The sequence below is a fragment of the Flammeovirga yaeyamensis genome (genome assembly GCF_018736045.1).
In the GTDB taxonomy this organism is placed as follows: Bacteria; Bacteroidota; Bacteroidia; order Cytophagales; family Flammeovirgaceae; genus Flammeovirga; species Flammeovirga yaeyamensis.
Genome location: NZ_CP076133.1, coordinates 82,203 through 102,301 on the forward strand (window position 1 = coordinate 82,203; position 20,099 = coordinate 102,301).

The following is a 20,099-nucleotide window of genomic DNA, read 5'->3' on the forward strand; positions in this document are numbered from 1 at the left end:
CAAAAACCGTAAAAAACAACGTATTATAAAAAGCAATGAATTTTGATTAAAAAAAATAGATAACTACCTTTATAAGCGTAAACAAAACGTTTAACTTTCTATAATAAGCTATTTGCTTTCGCTACTACTAGTAATTTTGTCCAACAATTTTAATTTAAACTCTTAATAAATACTCTAATGTATGAAATGAACAGTACTATCACTCTATAAACTAGACATGGCTTAATTTATTTAAGCATGGGAATTTCAATCTACGATTTCACTAAAAAAAAATTAATTATGGCACTAATTCTATTCTTATGGTCTTTTGTGCAAAGCACGCTTACAGCCGTAGCTATAAGCTTTGTAAACAAAAGCAGACTTAACTATATTTTATCTGGCATCTTCTTAACTTTGGGTGGAAATACACTATTGCAATACTTAAATCGTTTCACTGATTTAAAGCACAATATGCCAGAGTTTATGTTTGTATCTGACATGTTGGATTTTATGCTTCCAAGCTTAATCTTATGGTATGTTTGGGAATTATTTGGTAAGACCTTAAACAAAAAGGATTACTATATTTTTGCTCCAGCAGTCATCTCACTAATCTGTTCTATTACTTATATTACTTCTTTCCAACCATTTACTTTTAGTCATTTTATTGGTTCGATTTTCCATATCGGATTACTTGCAGGTATTGTCATGTGGAAATCGTTTGTTTTTTACAAAGTGTATAAACAATTAAAACTAGCTAAAGCGTCTGCTAAAAATAAGCAGAAAGAGGACTTACTTTGGCCGAACATTTTATTAATGTTTATCGGTTTAAGTCTTTGGGTAGCTTTCTTGTTATTATCTTACCATTCTATTGTTCTTCCATCAGATAATCCTACTCAAGAAATCATACGTCAGGTGATCGAATTCAACTACATCATCTTTAACAGTAGTATTATCTTGGTGACAATGTTCTTTGTAATGAAATATCCTAAAGCATTCTCTGGAAATACTATTGAGATTAAATTAGAAGACAAACAAGAAGATAATTCAATTTATAAATATTATGTTGAGCGTTTAAATCACCTTATTGATGTTGAAAAAGTACATTTAGAAACTGAGTTAAACGAAAAAGGATTGGCTGAACAACTAGAAATTCAATCGTACCTTCTTTCAAAACTATTGAATGACCATCTAGGAAAATCATTTAGTGAGTTCATCAACGAGAAACGTGTTCAACATGCCATGCACCTAATAGCTGAAGATGCCGATAAGAAAATGACCAATTTCGCTATTGCAGTGGACTCTGGTTTTAGATCTGAATCTGTTTTCTATGTGAACTTTAAGAAACATTCTGGTATGACTCCAAGACAATATCGTTCACAATTAAAAGAAAAAGCAGCTTAGAATATTTAACTTTCTGATGTTGAACTAGACCTTATCACTTATGTGGTAGGGTCTTTTTTTAATAAAACAAAACAACCTCATAGTAACACTATGAGGCTGAACCATACTTTGAAATGAATTATTATTTTTTTTACTGTCTAAGTATGCTTTACCATGAGCTTATCTTTAAAAAAGAGAGATCATGAAATAGATATACCTGCTCTGTCCACTAATACAGGCACATCAAGTTCTAAATTCGTTAAAGGTGCTATCTTAAATTCATCGCATTGGATCGTTTGTTCCCAATGTGATGGAACTACCATTAAAGCTGCACCTAAGGCAGACGTATTGTCTAACGACAGTGTACTTACCTCAATTTCTTTAAACACTGTAGCGATGGTCTTGGTGAAGATTTCGTTTTTCACAAACCCTCCGCTGATATATATTTTTTTGTAAGTCTGACCTTCTTCCATTATTTCTTTCACTTGATCAATTTCTTTTAAGGTTAATTCTAACATTAATTGATGATACAAGTACTCGATGGACTCACCTTCGGGCCAATTACATTTTGCTTCTTCTTCTGTGTAGGCATTCAGGTTTTGAATAATGTAGTTTCCATGATTAATTTCTTCCCATGCCTTTTGATAATGCTCTTGATTAAATCTTATAAATCGATAGAAACTTTCTTCAAGATCAAATGATGTGCGTAAACAGTCACAATAAACATCGTGTACTCTTCCCAACATGTACCTTGACGATAGAATCTTATTTCTATCTGTATTTATGTTCAATAGACAATCATTTTGTAATTGAGATAATGATAAGTCTCCATTGAAATTTGGGTTCATATTGATTGCCCATGTTCCTGTTGAAATCAACAAGAAAGGAGCACCATCACTTATCTTCTGGTAAGGTTGAATAGAGGCTGTACTATCGTGAATACCAATACCAACATTTACCTCTTGATGTGTAATTTCTTTCTTTATGCTACCTATAAATCGATTATTTACGATCTTAGGAAACGACAACTCTTCGTCGCTCACCCACTGATGATAATCGTCTTTTTTAAAGTCCCACAAAGCAGTATGACATCCTATTGAAGTAATGTCTGTTGCTTGTAAACCGGTAAATTTATAGAACAAATACTGAGGAAAATGTAGCGATTGAGCCACTTCTTCCCAGTGGTTTTGTCGATGATGCTTCATCCAATAAAGTTGTAAACCTGAATTCAGGAATTGTAAAATTGGTGAAGCCGTTTGTTCTGAGAAAAGATCAGTCCCTCCATATTTTTGATACAAGGTCTGATAAAAATTTTCTGATGTTTGCTTTAAGTAATTGTAGAAGCTGCCTATTCTGTTTCCCTGTTGATCAAGATGCACCATAGAGGCACCGTAACAAGAAAAGTTTAAGGCAACAATTCTATATTTTGATGATTGTAGTTTTTCTGAAAAAGAGGAAACCATCCATATCACCAATAAATCGATGTCTTCGCATGGACTTCCGTCCTCGTCTGTTTTCTCTTTTAGTTTGATCTCTTTGTGATCAATTACTTGAAACTGCTGATTGTAAATCAGCAGTTTCTTATTTGTTTTACCGATATCAAAAACGGCAATTGCTTCTTGTAACATAATGTACTCCTTTACACTAGTACTTCCCCTCTGTGAAGAAGGTGTGACTTTTCGTAGTCCTGAACAACATCAATAATTTCGCTGTCTAAAGCCGTTTGCTGTTGTAAACAATAGTAATCCCAAACAGCACCCCAAGGCAACGATTTCGCTTGCTCTAGTAAGAACATTCTTTCGAAATTCTCTCCTTTTTCTTCATGTGCTTTAATTAAATCTGTTGGCTCAAGTAAAGCCAATAAGAATGCTTTTCGTGCAGCTCTACAGCCTGTAACGTATGCACCTACACGATTAATAGAAGCATCAAAGAAATCTAAACCAACGTTTGTTTTATCTAATGCTCCTGCTCTTACTACTTCCTGAGCAATTAGCGTAGATTCATCATTAAGAGTAACAACGTGATCAGAGTCCCAACGTACACCTCTTGTCATGTGAAGAAGAATCTCGTCTACAAATTGTAAAACTGATGAGATCTTATCGCCCACTTGTTCTGTCGGGTGGAAGTGACCATTATCCAAACAAATCAATTTGTTGTTTTTAATGGCATACCCTAAATAGAAATCATATGATCCTACTACCATTGATTCACTCCCAATACCAAACAACTTACTTTCCACTGCATCCTTCATGTATTTCGAATCGTATTCCGTTTCGAAAATTTCATCCAAAGATGCCTTTAAAAGAGTTCTATGGCCAAGACGATCTACGCACATGTCTTTAGAACCATCTGGAATCCAAGTATTATGAATACAAGGTTGTCCTAGTTGTTTACCAATCTCGTTGGAGATTTCTCTACAACGTTTTACATGTTCGATCCAGAATTTTCTAACTTCCTCGTCCTTACTAGAAAGTGTAAAACCATCTTCCGCTTTTGGGTGAGAGAAACAAGTAGCATTAAAATCAATACCTACATTATTTCTTTTGGCCCAATCGATCCAACCCTGAAAATGTTTTACTTCAATCTGATCTCTATCGACCATCTCGCCATTAAACTCTCCATAGATTGCATGTAAGTTCAGTTTGTGATTTCCTGGTAAAAGTGAGAGTACTTTCTCCAAATCTGCTCTCATTTCTTCCACTGTGTTGGCTTTTCCAGGATAGTTTCCAGTGACCTGAATACCGCCTCCAATCGAAGATGCTTTGGTCTCAAAACCTCCCACATCGTCGGCTTGCCAACAGTGTAAAGAAATAGACAAGTTTTGAAGTGACTCCAATACTTTATCTGTATCTATTCCATATTTAGAATAGACGTCTTTTGCTAATTTATACGTTTCTATAATAGTCTGATTGCTCATCGCTTTAGTAATTTTGTCTTTTACAAAGGAAATAAATGTACTTGTTACAATAAATACACGTTTTGGGAAAAAGTTTGCACATTTTGATATTTGATATCTATTAATATCATGTATATATTGCAGATATGAAGGATTTAAACAACTATTTGATACCTAGTGAGGAGGATATAAACTGGGGGCTATATATTAATGTAGTCGGAAAAGCTACTGTAGAAGCCGGGCAAGCTTATCCCGATCCTCAACATCCTACAGGGTATTTTTTTAAATGGGAGAAAGGAAGAGTTCTTCATGAATATCAAATACTCTATATTGTTGAAGGAGAAGGAATTTTTGAGAATAAGGAATCAACATATGAAGTCCAAAAGGGAAACATTATCTTTTTAAGACCTGGTGAATGGCACCGCTATCAACCGAATAAAAAAACGGGGTGGACAGAATATTACATTGGTTTTAATGGTGATTGGATGGGCAATGTCATTAAACAAGAAACATTTCAAAATACCCAACTCATTTCCACCTCTGCATCAGGACAAATCACTTCTCTATTTCATGATCTATTTGATATCGTAAAAGAGGAACGTTTAGGTTATCAGAAAATAGGTTGTGGAATTATACTTCAGATTATTGGACATGTTGTTCAGCTTTCAAAAAAGAGAAATGATTTAGGACAAGGTGAAAAACTTGTAGAACAAGCTAAAATTAAGATGCAAGAGGCATTGTACACTGAAGTGGATTTCCAAGAATTCTGTGACGAAAATAACATTTCCTATTCCTACTTTAGAAAAGCATTTAAAGAGTTGACTGGATTGGCTCCATTGCAGTATCATCTAAACCTAAAAATAATTAAAGCTAAAGAATTATTAGTGGGGCATCAGAAAAAAGTGAAAGAGGTGGCTTTTGAATTGGGCTTTAATTCGGTGTATTATTTTTCTAGATTATTTAAGCAAAAGACAGGAGTTTCACCTAAGGAGTATCGTAGTTGATTATTTATAAAGGTTGATCATTTGATGTATATCTAGGTTCATAATACGTTTTCAATCCTAAGGTATCATTTTCTTTGGTTAACTCAAGATATAAGAGTCCTCCTTTTTCAACGTAATCTTTAATTATTATCATTTCTTCGAAAACCATTTCTTTTCCATCATAATACTCTAATGAAATACTATCTACAATATTTCCGTCCATAAAAGTCTTCCCATAAAAAACTATATTTTTATCCGACTTAACTTTCTTAACTTTTTCTATTTTAAAAACACTATCCTTATTACTAAAAAATTCATTAATAGCTACTTTATAATCAGTATCTGTTGAATTAATAATATATATTGGAAAGTATCCACAAGAAGTTGCCATACAGAATATGGATACGAAAATGAGTATTAGTCTGCTTAGGTTTATTTTATTCAAGATCATTTTATTGAGTTTAGTTTATAGGTACTGTGAAGAGAATAGTACTTTATAGATATATAAAAATAGAAATAATACTTGAAATAATCTATTATGTATAGACCTGCTATATGTATAACTTAGCAGTAAGTAAAATATAGCAGGTCCGAGGGTTACATTTGTTATTCTAAACTCTTATTTCCCCAACATTTCTTCCTTTAAGTCGTCGTTAATTGGTTTATTTCCTAACCAAATGGAAAAAAGTGCTTTCTGAAAATTGATATTATCTATAACAAGCAACTCATTGTTATTTTTTATTATTCTACAGAGGGTGTCTTCCGCAACAAATTGAAACTTGTCGCCATTTACTACTTCATCCTTAAAAACACCAAGGAACATATTAATTTCATCATCAATTTCTAGAGAATTTCTAAAATATTCAAAACCCTCTTTTACTGTTTCTTCAATTCGTTCTTTTGTCACAAAGTCAGAAATGATATCAAGTTGTACCACTTTATGTTTTACATTATACAATACATCATTCGGATTGCTTGATTTGTCCTGTAAATACAAGCTACTTACATACATTGGAAGAAAGTATTTAGTTCTTACCCCTGCACCATTGAGTTCCATCTTTTTTCCATGGACATTAATATAATTTTGTAAGGTGACGTTTGAAATTTCGGTAGTTTGACCTAAAGAAAATAGAGTAGAAAATACAGTAAAAGTAAATATGAAAATCGTTTTCATTAAAAAATTATTAAGCTTAAAATACAATATCTTATTTATATAATGCAATGTACAAAATTTAATAAATGTGTTTATTGTTGTGCCAAATCTACATTGTTAATGTTTGTTTACCATTCAATTTGTTATACTGTAAACAGATGTATGATATTTCATATTGTTATATAACAAATTACTTTAAGCACAAATACTCATCTCTATGCTGTACTTTGTGTTAAGCCGAAGGCGTCTCTAAGAATTTTTTATAGTTTTAATCTGTGACTTATCACCCAATATTTATTTAATCGTGCTAACTAAAAAAATTATACAATTGAATAGTGTGTAATGTTACCAGTGACCTATCATTACAAACAGTCCATAACGAAACAAACCTTCCAAATTCATTTTTCTTTACACTCCTATTTTCGATGAAAATATTCAGATTAGTAAATCACAAGTAAATCTTTCCACAGATAAAGTAATATTACTTTGTGTTTATTTGATGAAAGAACTACAGAAAATTCCTATAGACTTTTCTGTTTGCTACACTCCATTAAGTTTAAAATCAAAATACATTTATTGTCTCTTTTTATTGGAAAGAGATAAAGCTAAAGTTGTAAAAATGGGGACATCAAAAGTATATGCTTAGTAAAGAACAAACGAAATGAAAATTGGATTATTTATACCCTGCTACGTCAACCAACTTTATCCAGAAGTTGGAATGGCTACTCTACAACTATTGGAACAATTTGGTGAGGTCGAATATCCAACTTCACAAACTTGTTGTGGACAACCTATGGCAAATTCTGGCTGTGAAAAAGATAGCATTGGTTCTATTAAAGTCTTCTTTGAAGCTTTCCAGAAATATGATGTCGTCGTAGGGCCATCTGCAAGCTGTGTTTTACACCTTAGAGAACATGGTGTAAAACTATTTCCTGAAGCCAAAGAAGTCATAGACAAGACGTATGATCTTACAGAATTTTTATATGATGTCGTAGAGGTCCGTTCTCTAGAAAGTTATTTCCCATATAAAGTAGCATTGCACAAAAGTTGTCATGGTTTAAGAGGTATGCGCTTAGGAAGCTGTTCTGAAAAAGTAGAACGTCTTCCCAATAAACAAAGACAACTTCTAAAAATGGTCGATGGAATTCAGTTAATCTTTCCATCCCGAAGAGATGAGTGTTGTGGATTTGGAGGTACATTTAGCGTTACTGAAAGCGATGTTTCCGTTCGTATGGGGAATGATAGAATTCAGGACTATATGAATAATGGTGCTGAATATATTACCTCTGGAGATATGAGTTGCTTAATGCATTTAGAGGGTTTAATTCAAAGGCAAAAACTTGATATTAAAATCATACATCTTTCTCAAATTCTTTCTTCTGATATCAAAAAGAAAACAGAACAAAAGGCACCAAAACTTACTACTCACGCTTAAATGATTTACAATGGGAATATCAACACACCCAGACGAGGCTAAAGCTTTTAATAAGCAATCAGAAAGAGTTACATGGCATGATAAAACACTTTGGTTTGTCAGAGAAAAAAGAGATAAATCCGTGCATCAACTTCCAGAATGGGAGACGTTAAGAGAACTAGCTGCTCAGATTAAAGCACATACTTTATCTCATTTAGATGATTATCTACTACAGTTTGAAAAACAAGCTAAGAAAAATGGCATAAAAGTACATTGGGCCAAAGATGCAGAGGATCATAATCAAATTGTGAAAGATATTTTGATAAAGCATGAGGCTAAAAAAGTTGTAAAGAGCAAATCCATGCTTACAGAAGAATGTGGCCTCAATCCGTATTTATCTAATGAGGGAATTGAAGTAATTGATACTGATTTAGGGGAAAGAATCGTTCAGTTAGCGAAAGAAAAACCTAGTCATATCGTATTGCCTGCTATTCATAAAAAGAAAGAAGAAGTTGGTGAATTATTCCATCAACATTTACAAACCGATAAGGGAGCAACTGATCCTACCTACCTTACAGAGGCTGCACGACAACATCTTAGAGAACAATTTCTTACCGCTGATGCCGCCATTACAGGAGTCAATTTTGCTGTGGCAGAAACAGGGGGATTTGTGGTGTGTACGAATGAAGGAAATGTAGATATGGGGGCAAATCTAGCCAAAGTACATATCGCTAGTATGGGTATCGAAAAGATCATTCCATTGAAAAAGCACTTAGGTATTTTTCTTCGTTTACTCGCGAGAAGTGCGACAGGGCAGCCAATAACTACTTATTCCTCTCACTTTCATAAACCAAAAAAAGGAAAGGAACTACATATCATTCTGGTGGATAATGGAAGAACAAAACAACTTAGTAAACCCGACTTCAGAAGTTCATTAAACTGTATTCGATGTGGGGCGTGTATGAATACTTGTCCGGTATATAGAAGAAGTGGTGGACATAGTTATAATTATAGTATTCCCGGTCCTATTGGAGCAATACTTTCTCCTGGAAAGGACTTAAATAAATACAGTTCTTTACCGTTTGCTTCCACGCTTTGTGGGTCATGTACAGACGTATGTCCAGTAAAAATTGATATACATACTCAATTATATAAATGGAGACAGATTATTGGGGATAAGGGGCATCTTCCACCATCCAAAAAATGGTCCATGAAAATTACAGGTAAAGTCATGGGACATCCTAAAACTTTTCACATTGTAAGCTTACTTGGAACTACCTTATTAAAGTCACCTAAAATGATTTTAAATAATCCATTCAACACATGGGGAAAAGACAGGGATCTACCACAACCGAAACATACATTTTCTCACTGGTATAAGAAACAAAACAAACATGAAGAACAATAGATCAAGTATTTTAGATACTATTAAACACACAAAAATACCTGAAGTCGAACTGCCAAGGATCCCCTATTTTCAAGGGTTATCATATGATATTTTAAATTACTTTACCGATATGCTTTATCAATTGGGTGTAGAAGTAATTAATGGTGAAAACTTGGAAGATCTCCCTCCTATTATTAGTCATCTAGGATATGATAACCAATTGATATTTACACAGTTTTGTGAATTGCCTTACAGAAAGAAAATAAAAGAAGAAAAACTAAAAGACATCTCCCTTTCTATTTTAAAAGGAGAACTTGGAGTGGCTGAAAATGGTGCTATTTGGGTAAATGATTATAAACTACCCCATCGTGCTTTAACGTGTATTGGGGAGCACTTAATCATCGCTCTCTCAAAGAAGAATATTGTATGGAATATGCACGAAGCTTATGATACCGTTCAACCAGAAAACCATGGGTACGGAGTGTTTATTTCTGGTCCTTCTAAGACGGCTGATATAGAGCAATCTTTAGTAAAAGGGGCTCACGGAGCTCGATCTTTGAAGGTGTTTTTATATGGATAAATGGTTCGTAGTGACGTAGGGACGTAGCACTGCTACGTCCGTACAAGTCTCATTTACTAACCTAGATCTAACTACATCTGGTTATTATTGAATTAGAGTAATGGAGAAAGCAGGTAAAGATAATTTCTTTTTGATTTTAGATTTTTTATTCATTACACTTTCCCATCCTACTACTTGATTTGCTAAATCAGTGGTATAAGAGTTTGATAATTTCCCTTTTATTGTTGATGGTGCATTCATTACCAATTCTTTTTCAGTAAAATTGATCATGATGTATTTTTCTTTACCATTTTCATCAAAGAAAGAATACCCTTTTAATCCCAGAAATTCTTCGTCTTTATCATTAAATAAAATTGGTGTTTTATCAAATGATAAGGGGGCTTTATAAGACATCCCTTCTGTTGCTTGAGCAAATAATGAAGTTGATATTCCTCCTGCTGTCAAAGGATATTGCTTTTTAGAATAGGTATCATTTTGAGCATCAATTTGAGCAAATAATGCACCGATCATATTATGGATATTCGTCACCTCAACATTTGCATGCATGTATTCTAAATAATAAATACTTACAATTAATGATTGGGCCCAACTCCCTAATACAATAGAATTATCATCCCTCATGTTGAATTCTGTAATCCAAATCGGAAGGTCTTTTTTAAGCTTCATCTTTTTATAGCCTTCCGCATTGTGTTGGGTGGTTACCCACATATTGGTTCTTGCCTTATCGTCTTTTAAAAGCGATTTTTCCCAATCTGCATACGATATTTCTGATGATGGCCATTGTCTTGTCGCAGTTTTACTATCAGTTTGTCCTTCTGTGCCTGCAGTGATATTTACTCTTTCCTGTGCTCCATTTAAACTTGCTGGACTATATTTATGGAAGGTAATTGCATCTGCATTTGGACATCTAGATAACACTCTGTTCGACCAATCGATATGTCTTTCTCTTCTTTCGATACTTGTACCAATAACAGCACATTTCACCCCTGGAAATTCCTTTTTAAGGGCATCAATCCAAATTTTACAAGTATCGCCCAATACTTCTGGAGTAGGATAAACTTTCATTGGTAGTGGAAGGTTAAAATAGATTTCATTGCCTAATTCAACATATTTGATATCCACCCCTAAATCTCTTGCTTTCTTTAAGTTTCGAATAGAATGCTCTAAATCTTTGCTAAGCATATTCAACATGAATATAGCTTCTGTATTGGTTGTTTTTACCAGTGCACAGAAGTCTTCAACAGTATATCTTTGCTTAGATTTGGTGAGATTTTGTTCTACTACCCACTTAATCATTACTTCATCAGGTATACTGCTATCTAGCCATCCCTTGTCCCAATCCCAGTAATTGCCAATCGTTCCTCCAGGATAACGAATTGATTTAATATTTAAATCTTTGATCGACTCGATCAGTTTCTTGTTGGTTTGAGGTTTTTGAATGCTAGTTAGATTGGCATTTACTCCAATAACATCTTTGTTCAGCTTTTTCTTATCTCCTATTGAAAAGGTTTGTGCCCAAGTGTATTGAGCACAAACCATACAGAACATAAGAATTACACTTTTAGGTAATCTTATCATGATCTATTGTCTGTTATACTTCAAGTAATTCTTCTTTTACAGAATGGGTAGAAAAGTTTAAATCTACCGCCCATTGTGTTTGATGTGGATGTCTTTCCTTGTGATCTTTCATACCGATATCAAGTACAAAATCATCGTTGATCACATCCAATCTCATTACAATTAGATTCTCTCCTTCTTTAAGGTTTAGTTCTGTGTAGAAAGTGGATGGCCACCTTCTCATTTGCTTAGAATTCTTAAAGATTTCCTCACCATTTAACCAAACTGTAATAAAGTTACTGTTACCGAAACATAACCACTTTTTGATTTCTTCTTTGGTATTTACTGTAGTTTGTAAATAAAGTGATCGTTCACCTTTACCATAAAAGTACTGAGATAAATCGACAGTCATGGCACTTGGAGTAATTGTTTTTACTTCAAATGGTTGAGCGTTTAAATCTACATTCGGTAAGTTTTTAAAATAATCCTGAGTTAAATACTCTTGCTTCGCACATTGTAAATCGTGGTTCATGTAAGTGGCCGATGGCATACTCGGTAAACCATGATCTGGATACTTCTTATTCATAGGTGCTAAGCTTGCATCATCTTGAATAAACGGCCCAAACATTCTCCATTGTCCATAATAAGGAATACCTTTTTGGAATTCGAACTCTTTATTGATTTTGATAGTATAACCTACAGAAACCACTCCCTCTATTTTTTTACCATTTAAGTTTAATGGTAACTCTACCTTAGCAATTGAAGACGGTGGCACGTCAATAATACTCGCATTCTGAGCTTCATAATAATCTGATGCCAACTCTACAAAATACGTTTTAGTCACCTCTTCAAAGTTTTCGATAACTACTTCTACCGAACCATTAGTTTGCTTTTCGAAATTAGGGAAATTAGTCACTTCCGTATGTAAAGCAAATGTCGGTTGATGTTTTACTTCCAACGTTTCCACTTCAGAAAAATCGACCACTTGATTTTCAAACTGGAACAACTTGGCAGCCTGAACTGTCTTTTCTGTTAGATCAGAAATCGTATCTGGACAATCGATGCCGGTAATTTCTGGACTTACTACCAAGGCATTTCCTATACGTTTTTTCCATAATGCAGGAATTTCGTCTGCCCCTCTAATGATACCAATCAATGCACCGGCCGTTGCAACAATACAATCAGAATCATGACCATAGTGTAATGCTTCAATACAGTGATCAAAATCGCCTTGTGCTTCCACCAAAGCTAGAATAGTATACGCAATATTCATTGGAGCAGAAGTAAAATCTGCATCACCGTAAACACTTTTAATTTTACCTGTCACTACCTCTTTTTCAAAAGTGGCATGCCAGTACATCACCTTATTCACCAAATCGAACATCAAAGAGTCTTTTGAAATGTAGTTTAATGCCTCTTTAAGTATTGAATTGGTATCTGAGTTTGTAAAAGCAATGGCAGCTGCTGCAGAAAAATACGCTTCCGCATCATCAGAAAATCCATGATGATCAACTTGTGAATCCATCTTTGCATAAAAAGCAGCCTTTTCCGGATTACCGGCACACAACATTCCCCAAATTTCAGAACGAATAGGAGACCCCATACTTTCGTTCCAATAAGGATTATTGTGTTTACCCGTATCCGGATTATCTAAACCTGTTTTTATGTTTCTTGTAGCTACTCCATACTCGTTCCAAGGGAAGTCCACATGATTGTCCCAATGCCAAGTGTAATCGGCATGTCTTACTTTAGGACCTTTCTTTACGACCATGTCTAACCATAAGATCTGAAGATCGAGATCGTCGTTTGGAAAATTGGTTTCAAAAAGCTTATCAGATAGCTCGATTTCGTTAAAACACTTGTAGCCTTCGATTGGAGCTCCTAAGATACCTCCAGCACATTTCCCTAACCATCCTCCTAGGATCTTGTTGTAAAATTCTTCTTTGCTTAACATATATCTATTTCAAAAAATTGATTACTCGTCTGTTTCTCAAAAGTGGTTATTTATGTATTTAGAAGACTTTTGATTCTCAAAAACGAAGAAAGAAAGTAAAAATCGGAGTTCAGGATATAAAAAAAGCCACCTAAAAGGCGGCTTAATTTTCGTCACACATTCTTTAGGGAAGTTTTCTATACCAAGCACCCGCACCAGGAGTACTTATGTAAAAGAAAGTCCCTTCGGTTGATTTTACTATTCGACTAGATGTAAGACCCACAAAGTGTAGATCTCCTGTAATATCTTCCCAATTAATTTCTCCGTTAGCCTGAATTGTTCCCATAAATACACCGAAACCATTCTGCTGTCTATGATTATAATAATTGATGATAATCTTATTATCGAAACCAACAATACCTCCTTTGCTGGTAAACTTATAGCTGCTTTCTACATAGCTGTACCATGATTTATTTTTCTCTAACCTAAATTCTTTGGCCATCTGTGGTGTAAAAATCTCTTTCCAAGTATTGCCATCATCTTCTGATAATAGAATTTGATAATCTGCATTATTTAACTCTGCTTTTACAGTTGGCCCTTCATAAAGCATATACGTCACACCATTATTGGCCCATACACTTAACTCTGCATCCCAATCGCCTCCATCTAAGATTTTATTCCAAGTCCATTCATCTCCTTTTTTTACTCCTTTAAACACTCCTAAGTCACCTCTTGATGCTGTGAAATAAAGTATATTCGGATCATTTGGATGTACCTGAATGGTCTTTACTCCATCGATAACTTTTAGATCATCACCCGTAATCAACCTTCCTTTATAAGTATCCGAGTTTTTGATAGCTTTCTCTAAATCATCAATCACATACAAGCCGTATTTGGATGAAAATGTATATACTCTAAATGGGTTGTGAGGATCTGCATAGATTTCTCTGTAAATACCATCAGGCATTCCTAATTTATTCTCGGGACCGCCAGCCAATAGATGCCACTGGTCTTTTGGAGAATAATGTTCTAAAATTTTATAGTAAATACGTCCATCTTTTGCGTGACCACCATAACCTGATGTTGCCTGTGCAAGTACCACTTTCTTATCACCCATTTGAGCAATCTCAACAGATTGTACATCTGATAGTGCAATTGCACCTTGACGATGGAACATGTTAGTCCAAGACTTACCACCATCCCAGCTTTCCACTAATCCGTTATCTGCTTGTCCTTGTATTACATAATTATCTGCTACTGCGATGTCGTAGGTATATGTACTTTCTGTACCTCTACTTGAATAGGTTGGAAAAGTTTTGCCAAAATGATGTATTTTGAATTCTTCGTGAGGAATACAGTATTTATTATTCCATTTATACTTTCCTTTTTGATCTTCTCCCTCAAATATCGTTTGATTAGTTGTTGACCAAATAGCTCTATCCCATGATTTTGGCGTGTAGTGAACGTATCTTGGGTTAGGTTCTGCATAATCCCAACCCGAGTCATAATCACCTTGTCCCTGCCAAATAATTTGATAGCTATAATCTTTTAATTTTCCTTTTTCAAAATTAAAAGTGCCTTCGTAAAGTCCATTTCTATCACCTTCTAAAGATAGAATTAATTTATGTTGATTTTCTGTTGATCTAACATCCACTTCAGGATACCAGAACTTTAATGGTTTTAATGCTACCCCATTTCCTTTATCAACAAGTTTCCAATTAATGTTCTTGGTAGAGGTATAGTAAAGCAAACCATTTTTCCCTTTTTCAGTAAAAATACCATAAAGTACACTACCATCGGGAGAGATACATAAACCCCTGTGACCGCTTTGTTTTTTAGGATATGGGAATAATTTCCAGTCTTTACCATAGTTTGTTGTTTTAAGAATACCACCATACATAGAGATATAAATCTCTCCTTTATTCTTAGGGTGAAAAACAAAATCTATGATATTTCTATCTTCTAATTGAAATTGATCTAAAACAATGGTCTCCCACGTTTTACCTTTATCCTTAGATACGAAGTACTTTGGCACTCCTCCTTTTACGATATTGATAAACTTTAAAAAGTTATAATCGTCTCTCCATCCATACCCTGCAAAAACTATATTATTATCATGTGGATCCACACGAGTTGATGCAATGGTATTTTCAATACTTTTTTCTACAAAATGATAGGTTTTACCTCCATCATAAGATGTATTTAAACCATTAAATGTTCCCACAGTTAAATGATTCGGATCCGATGGATTAACGGCTACAGCAAACACTCTATTTTGTGCCAACTGACCCGTCATGTGCCATGACTCTCCATTGTCGGTAGACTTGTAAACCCCTTCCATATCAGAGGCTAAATATAATGTTCCGGGAGTAGAGGGATCACATACCACATCTTGCACTTGCCCTCCTGCACCGGGATTGATCGAAACCCATTGCCCGAAGCAGGTAGAAGCACATAAAATAGTAGTTAGTAATAATATCGATTTTAATTTTTTCATAAGTTTTACATCATTTTTTATGTGACTCTAACAAGTACATTTGTTTGCTAACAAAGTAATAACCTGAGTTTGTCGAACTCAGATTAATATAATTAAGTAAGTCAGTTTGATTTTCAATCTATATAAGTAGTTGTACAACTACTTAAAAGTCATTTGATCTGTTCAAAACTGATAATGCTAAAGTAGAAGGAAGTGAAATGGAAAGCCTTTCGTTTTCATAAAACGAAGAAATTCATAAAAAACGAAAGGAAAAGAAAAATGAATTCACTTACCATAACCCGCTGATTATCATATAATAAATAAATCAAATTAATAGACAATGATTAGTTTACTTTGATGTCTTTATTTATAGGTAATTTTCTAAACCAAGCACCTGCACCTGGCGTGCTGATATAGAAATAATAGTCCTCTTCTCTTTGAACAATACGACTACTTGTTAATCCGATGTAGTGTAAATTGTCTGTAATATCGGTCCATATCACACTATCATCATCTTGAATAATTCCCATAAAAACACCCCAGCCATTCTGATGTTTATGATTATAATAATTAGCTATTATCATATTCTCTGTTGCTGCAATACCACCTTTGCTTTGGAATACATAATCTTCTTTTATGTGGGGATACCACTCATCGTTTTTATTACCTCGTAAATCCATTGCCTGAGGTTTTGTGAAAATATTTTCCCAAGTTTCTCCATCATCTTTTGATAAGGCCACCACATAATCGCACCCCCCTTTACAAGGTTCTCCTTCGTACACCAAATAGGTTTTTCCACCTCTATCCCAAGCGACAATTTCAGACTCCCAAGATCCCCCTTTGTAAATGCGTTTCCACTTCCAATTGCCATTATCAAGTACTCCTTTGAAAACACCTGTTAGACCACTTGTTCCAGTAAAATACACTACGTTTTCATCATTAGGATCGACTTGAATACACTTTGAAGTCAAGGCTTTATCAGCCACACCGTTAGAAATTTTTTCTACTTTATAATTCGGATCTTTTACAGCATCCGTAAGATTATTAATTCTATATAAACCATAGTTTGTGCTAAATACATATAACCTTTCCGGGTGGTTTGGATCGACGTTTATTTCTCTAAACACACCATCAGGCAACCCTAAAGCATGATTTGGTCCTCCTCCTAAAAATATCCATTTATCTTTTGGAGAGCAATGCTCTAGTATTTTGTAATACAATTTTCCATCTACTGCACGACCACCATATCCACCTGTAGCTTGAATAACTACAGCGTCTTTTCCATCTATCTTTGCGAGTACACACGACTGTACATCTGATAAATTCAACGTCGTATCTTGACGATGCTGTAGATTTGACCAGCTTTTACCTCCGTCCCAACTTTCCAGCATTCCGTTATCACCCTGTGCCTGAAGTACATAATTCTTATGCACTAAAATATCGTAGGTATAAGTAGATTCTGTTCCTTTTGAACTGTAGGTTGGATATTTCTCTCCATGGAAGTCAACAATATGTTCTAAATGAGGATTAGAATATTTATTCCTCCATAAATACTTTCCGTCATTAGAATATACGCCTTCGAAGAAATTCTCGTTGGTAGTACTCCAAATGGCTCTTTGCCATTTGATGGGAGTATAATGGGCAAATCGAGGATTGGGGTCGGCCATATCCCAACCGAAATCATATCCTTTCGTTCCTTCCCAAATACATTCATAAGCATAAGACACTAAGGAATCGTTCTCCCAATAGAAGGTTCCTTCAAATAGACCATCCCTACTCCCTTCCACCGGTAAAATGAGTTTATGTTCATTTTTTGTCGACCTAGGATCAATTTCAGGGTACCACCAATTTATAAATGGTAGATCCACTCCACTGCCTTTGTCAATTTTGATCCATTGACTTTGATTCCATGTTTTCGCAAAAGGGTAACTCTTTTTCCCTTCGTAAGCATATGTCGCGTACAATACCTCACCATCTGGCGATAAACCCACTCCTCTACACAATTTAGCCTCTTCAGGCCCATCTATTTTGGTAAATGTTTGTGCATTATCTTTAGAGATATAAATTCCATCGGAAGCCCCAACTACACAAGTTTCCTTTTGATTAGGGTGAAATGATATTGTCCATATGTTTTTATCAGGTACTTGATTGGGATTCACTTTTCTTCTCTCCCAACTATCCCCTCCATTATTACTGATTAATATTTCGATATATCCATCTATAGTATCATCAAAAAAGTGAGCAAAATCGTAATCGTCTCTCCAACCCACTCCTGCAATTATCTGCTTTGGATTATTGGGATTTACTTTAATTTCCCCAAAAGACTTTCCTAAAGAAGAGGTCACAAATTTATAGTTGTCACCGCCATTAGTACTGCTTTGAAGTCCATTTAAAGTACCCACATAAATGTGTTCAGAATTTTCTGGATTTATGGCCACGCTGTACACTCTATTGTTTACCAACTTTCCTGTCATATGCCAATTCTCCCCATTGTTTGTTGACTTGTAGACTCCCTCCATATCCGAAGGTATATACAAAGTTCCTACGTTGGATGGATCACATACCACATCTTGTACTTGCCCTCCTGCTCCTGGATTGATCGATACCCATTGTGCAAAGACTGGAGAGGCGATAAAGAATAATAAAATTTGTAAGTAGTTACTAGTTTTCATCTCATTTCGATTTTTTTGATAATGGAATGTAGTTAGTTTACTTTTTAAAAGTCTTTGGTTTTATAAATTGAATAAAAAAAGGTACCCACTTTCATGAGCACCTTCAATATAATCATCCCCTATGATTAATACCCAGGGTTCTGAGTTAAGTTAGGGTTCTGCTGAATTTGTACAGCAGGAATTGGAAGCAATTCATTTTTACCAACTACAAAACCTGGCATATAAGTAGGTTTTGCAAACTCTGGTAAAGATGCCGCATCCGAACGTTTCGACCATCTAACAAGGTCAAAGAAACGTTGGAACTCGAAAGTGAATTCTTTTCTTCTTTCGTGTACTAATTCAACAAAGAATTCTGAAGCACTTAAGCCTGTTGGGAAGTTATCTACACCGGCACGTTCTCTTACTCTGTTTACTGCACTGTAAGCATCTACAGATGGACCGTTTACTTCATTTTCAGCTTCAGCGAACATTAATAACACTTCTGCAAAACGCATTTGTCTAAAGTTTACTGGAGATTGGTTAAAACCTGGGTTGGTCTTATCTTCAGCGAATTTACGACAACCGATAATATAATTTGCATCACGTTCTGATGTACGGTTATGCCATCCATTATCTTCGTGAGGTTTTGCCGTGATAATTTCACCAGACCATTCATCACCTTCTCTAGCAATTGTATATGTTCTACGAATGTCGTTTTCTTCTGGATAATCATTAAAATACCCATCAACTTCTAGAGAAGGAATCGCATTCGCAAATTGGAATGGAGAAATGGCTGTTGATACCCAATTGGCTTTTGATGATTGGTTAGTATCATAATCTGGCCAAGGGGAACCTATTCCACCCATAAACTGAATTTCGAAAACAGATTCTTGGTTGTTCTCAAAATCTTTTACAAAGTTCTGTTCGAAAGGAACTAAGTCATAAGCAGCATACTCACCATCAATTACTTTCTTCAAAGCATCTCTAGCTTCAGAATATTTCTGCTGATATAAATATACTTTACCTAGTAATGCTTGAGCAGCTCCAGAAGTTGCACGGCCAATATTATCACCAGTATAACTCGATAATAACATATCTTCTGCTTTAATTAAATCAGTTTCAATCAAAGCGTATACTTCAGCTTCTGTATTACGTTTAGGTCTTAAGAATTCTTCTGAAAGATTACCATCAAATGGTTTATCATAAATAGGAACTCCACCATATAATGTCACCAAATTAAAGTAGTAAAAAGCTCTTAAAAAGTGAGCTTCACCAATATAATGAGCCTTTCTTTCTTCTTCATTTGGAAGCACTGAAATTGCTGGCACTTTATCTAAAACCACATTAGCTCTAGCGATACCTGCATAGCTTGCTTCCCATGATTTCGGAATTAATTCAGCAGTGTTTGCATTAAATTTAAAGTCCTCATATTCTATTAGTTGCACAGCTCCAGATGTGGTTTCCATATCACCACTCATGAAATCTAACAAGTAACGGTGACGTTTGTATAAGCCGTACCAATGTAATGGCGTATAAACAGCGTTAGTTGCCATTTCTGCTTCCCCAATACTATTATAATATGTATTTGAATCAACATCCACTTGTACCTTTGCATCGTCCAGAAACGATTCGCAAGATGTTGTAAAGAGGGTGGCAAAACATACACCTGCTGCCACAATTGATTTATTAAAAATATTTTTCATGATCATC

General features: G+C 34.8%; 14 protein-coding genes. 5 read left to right on the top strand and 9 right to left on the bottom strand.

The window, feature by feature from the left end; translation table 11 throughout:
• The first annotated feature begins 279 nt into the window (after positions 1–279).
• Complete coding sequence (locus tag KMW28_RS20840; RefSeq protein ID WP_169662427.1) at positions 280–1,380, top strand: AraC family transcriptional regulator; 1,101 nt, start codon at positions 280–282, stop codon at positions 1,378–1,380.
• A 179-nt stretch (positions 1,381–1,559) separates the two neighbouring features.
• On the opposite strand, the gene KMW28_RS20845 is transcribed toward KMW28_RS20840, so the two are convergent.
• Positions 1,560–2,987, bottom strand: coding sequence for an FGGY family carbohydrate kinase (locus tag KMW28_RS20845; RefSeq protein ID WP_169662426.1), 1,428 nt, complete (start codon positions 2,985–2,987; stop codon positions 1,560–1,562).
• Positions 2,988–2,998: 11 nt separating this feature from the next.
• A complete protein-coding gene (locus KMW28_RS20850; RefSeq protein ID WP_169662425.1) occupies positions 2,999–4,276 on the bottom strand; it encodes an L-rhamnose isomerase in 1,278 nt (425 codons plus the stop codon).
• Between the two features lie 125 nt (positions 4,277–4,401).
• Between KMW28_RS20850 and KMW28_RS20855 the strand changes: the two genes are divergently transcribed.
• Positions 4,402–5,259, top strand: a complete 858-nt coding sequence (locus tag KMW28_RS20855; RefSeq protein ID WP_169662424.1) for an AraC family transcriptional regulator — start codon at positions 4,402–4,404, stop codon at positions 5,257–5,259.
• Positions 5,260–5,263: 4 nt separating this feature from the next.
• Here KMW28_RS20855 and KMW28_RS20860 read toward each other — a convergent pair whose 3' ends face one another.
• Complete coding sequence (locus tag KMW28_RS20860; protein ID WP_169662423.1) at positions 5,264–5,629, bottom strand: hypothetical protein; 366 nt, start codon at positions 5,627–5,629, stop codon at positions 5,264–5,266.
• A 228-nt stretch (positions 5,630–5,857) separates the two neighbouring features.
• Positions 5,858–6,412, bottom strand: coding sequence for a chalcone isomerase family protein (locus KMW28_RS20865; RefSeq protein ID WP_169662422.1), 555 nt, complete (start codon positions 6,410–6,412; stop codon positions 5,858–5,860).
• Positions 6,413–7,052: 640 nt separating this feature from the next.
• Here KMW28_RS20865 and KMW28_RS20870 point away from each other — a divergent pair.
• Genes KMW28_RS20870 through KMW28_RS20880 form a run of 3 tightly spaced genes read left to right on the top strand, consistent with a single transcriptional unit; the run spans position 7,053 to position 9,772 of the window.
• Positions 7,053–7,826 (top strand): (Fe-S)-binding protein, encoded by a 774-nt coding sequence (locus KMW28_RS20870; protein WP_169662421.1) that lies wholly within the window; start codon positions 7,053–7,055, stop codon positions 7,824–7,826.
• 10 nt (positions 7,827–7,836) lie between these two features.
• Positions 7,837–9,213: a LutB/LldF family L-lactate oxidation iron-sulfur protein gene (locus KMW28_RS20875; RefSeq protein WP_169662420.1), complete on the top strand. Its 1,377-nt coding sequence runs from the start codon at positions 7,837–7,839 to the stop codon at positions 9,211–9,213.
• Positions 9,200–9,772, top strand: coding sequence for a LutC/YkgG family protein (locus tag KMW28_RS20880; RefSeq protein WP_169662419.1), 573 nt, complete (start codon positions 9,200–9,202; stop codon positions 9,770–9,772). Before KMW28_RS20875 ends, KMW28_RS20880 begins: the two co-directional genes overlap by 14 nt.
• A gap of 84 nt (positions 9,773–9,856) precedes the next feature.
• On the opposite strand, the gene KMW28_RS20885 is transcribed toward KMW28_RS20880, so the two are convergent.
• From KMW28_RS20885 to KMW28_RS20905, 5 genes are all read right to left on the bottom strand, one after another.
• Positions 9,857–11,350 carry a hypothetical protein gene (locus KMW28_RS20885; RefSeq protein ID WP_169662418.1) on the bottom strand — a complete coding sequence of 498 codons (1,494 nt, stop codon included), beginning with the start codon at positions 11,348–11,350 and terminating at the stop codon, positions 9,857–9,859.
• A 13-nt stretch (positions 11,351–11,363) separates the two neighbouring features.
• A complete protein-coding gene (locus KMW28_RS20890) occupies positions 11,364–13,283 on the bottom strand; it encodes an ADP-ribosylglycohydrolase family protein (RefSeq protein ID WP_169662417.1) in 1,920 nt (639 codons plus the stop codon).
• Between the two features lie 163 nt (positions 13,284–13,446).
• Positions 13,447–15,759 carry a WD40/YVTN/BNR-like repeat-containing protein gene (locus tag KMW28_RS20895; RefSeq protein ID WP_169662416.1) on the bottom strand — a complete coding sequence of 771 codons (2,313 nt, stop codon included), beginning with the start codon at positions 15,757–15,759 and terminating at the stop codon, positions 13,447–13,449.
• Between the two features lie 323 nt (positions 15,760–16,082).
• Complete coding sequence (locus KMW28_RS20900) at positions 16,083–18,410, bottom strand: WD40/YVTN/BNR-like repeat-containing protein (RefSeq protein ID WP_169662415.1); 2,328 nt, start codon at positions 18,408–18,410, stop codon at positions 16,083–16,085.
• A gap of 125 nt (positions 18,411–18,535) precedes the next feature.
• Positions 18,536–20,092, bottom strand: coding sequence for a RagB/SusD family nutrient uptake outer membrane protein (locus KMW28_RS20905; protein WP_169662414.1), 1,557 nt, complete (start codon positions 20,090–20,092; stop codon positions 18,536–18,538).
• Positions 20,093–20,099 lie beyond the last annotated feature (7 nt).

Coding starts and splice junctions, on each gene's coding strand:
- KMW28_RS20875 (WP_169662420.1), top strand. CDS start 7,837: ATGGGAATATCAACACACCCAGACGAGGCTAAAGCTTTTAATAAGCAA.
- KMW28_RS20840 (WP_169662427.1), top strand. CDS start 280: ATGGCACTAATTCTATTCTTATGGTCTTTTGTGCAAAGCACGCTTACA.
- KMW28_RS20885 (WP_169662418.1), bottom strand. CDS start 11,350: ATGATAAGATTACCTAAAAGTGTAATTCTTATGTTCTGTATGGTTTGT.
- KMW28_RS20890 (WP_169662417.1), bottom strand. CDS start 13,283: ATGTTAAGCAAAGAAGAATTTTACAACAAGATCCTAGGAGGATGGTTA.
- KMW28_RS20905 (WP_169662414.1), bottom strand. CDS start 20,092: ATGAAAAATATTTTTAATAAATCAATTGTGGCAGCAGGTGTATGTTTT.
- KMW28_RS20895 (WP_169662416.1), bottom strand. CDS start 15,759: ATGAAAAAATTAAAATCGATATTATTACTAACTACTATTTTATGTGCT.
- KMW28_RS20865 (WP_169662422.1), bottom strand. CDS start 6,412: ATGAAAACGATTTTCATATTTACTTTTACTGTATTTTCTACTCTATTT.
- KMW28_RS20880 (WP_169662419.1), top strand. CDS start 9,200: ATGAAGAACAATAGATCAAGTATTTTAGATACTATTAAACACACAAAA.
- KMW28_RS20870 (WP_169662421.1), top strand. CDS start 7,053: ATGAAAATTGGATTATTTATACCCTGCTACGTCAACCAACTTTATCCA.
- KMW28_RS20855 (WP_169662424.1), top strand. CDS start 4,402: ATGAAGGATTTAAACAACTATTTGATACCTAGTGAGGAGGATATAAAC.
- KMW28_RS20845 (WP_169662426.1), bottom strand. CDS start 2,987: ATGTTACAAGAAGCAATTGCCGTTTTTGATATCGGTAAAACAAATAAG.
- KMW28_RS20860 (WP_169662423.1), bottom strand. CDS start 5,629: ATGGCAACTTCTTGTGGATACTTTCCAATATATATTATTAATTCAACA.
- KMW28_RS20850 (WP_169662425.1), bottom strand. CDS start 4,276: ATGAGCAATCAGACTATTATAGAAACGTATAAATTAGCAAAAGACGTC.
- KMW28_RS20900 (WP_169662415.1), bottom strand. CDS start 18,410: ATGAAAACTAGTAACTACTTACAAATTTTATTATTCTTTATCGCCTCT.